This is a genomic window from Aeromonas sp. ASNIH8, from assembly GCF_002919855.1.
GTDB lineage: Bacteria > Pseudomonadota > Gammaproteobacteria > Enterobacterales > Aeromonadaceae > Aeromonas > Aeromonas caviae.
Genome location: NZ_PQLN01000240.1, coordinates 1 through 1,074, shown reverse-complemented (window position 1 = coordinate 1,074; position 1,074 = coordinate 1). Strand labels below are relative to the sequence as shown.

Annotated in this window: 1 protein-coding gene; it reads left to right on the top strand. The window is 52.3% G+C overall.

Translation table 11 applies throughout. The features are described from left to right. Nucleotides 1-665, top strand: a 665-nt coding sequence (locus tag C3418_RS23675) for a transposase (RefSeq protein WP_103859386.1), incomplete at its 5' end; no start/stop codon positions are given. Nucleotides 666-1,074: the final 409 nt, after the last annotated feature.

The window sequence follows — 1,074 nt, the reverse complement described above, 5'->3', positions numbered from 1 at the left end:
GCATGCAGCATTGGTACAACCTGAGCGATGGCGCGATGGAAGATGCTCTGTACGAAATCGCCTCCATGCGTCTGTTTGCCCGGTTATCCCTGGATAGCGCCTTGCCGGACCGCACCACCATCATGAATTTCCGCCACCTGCTGGAGCAGCATCAACTGGCCCGCCAATTGTTCAAGACCATCAATCGCTGGCTGGCCGAAGAAGGCGTCATGATGACTCAAGGCACCTTGGTCGATGCCAAGAGTGGCCTGACCCACAGCCTAGTCACCACCGCGGCCAACGAGCATGACCTCAATCAGCTGGGTAATCTGCTGCATGGAGAGGAGCAATTTGTCTCAGCCGATGCCGGCTACCAAGGGGCGCCACAGCGCGAGGAGCTGGCCGAGGTGGATGTGGACTGGCTGATCGCCGAGCGCCCCGGCAAGGTAAGAACCTTGAAACAGCATCCACGCAAGAACAAAACGGCCATCAACATCGAATACATGAAAGCCAGCATCCGGGCCAAGGTGGAGCACCCATTTCGCATCATCAAGCGACAGTTCGGCTTCGTGAAAGCCAGATACAAGGGGTTGCTGAAAAACGATAACCAACTGGCGATGTTATTCACGCTGGCCAACCTGTTTCGGGCGGACCAAATGATACGTCAGTGGGAGAGATCTCACTAAAAACTGGGAATAACGCCTTAAATGGCGAAGAAACGGTCTAAATAGGCTGATTCAAGGTATTTACGGGAGAAAAAACGGCTCAAACATGAAGAAATGAAATGACTGAGTCAGCCGAGAAGAATTTCCCCGCTTATTCGCACCTTCCCTAATCTGATGAGAATAGGAGTTATCATACGCGGACTGACTATATATGGTGCAACCTGTTTTTGGCTACTTTTTGGTATCCATGCGAATAAGGGTTTTCACCTCAACAACAGTGGCTACGATAGGAACACCTATCGAACTCCTGTCTCTTGATCAGATCTTGATCCCCTGTGCCATCAAATCCTTGGCGGCAAGAAAGCCATCCAGTTTACTTTGCAGGGCTTCCCAGCCTTCCCAGAGGGCGCCCCAGCTGGCAATTCCGGTT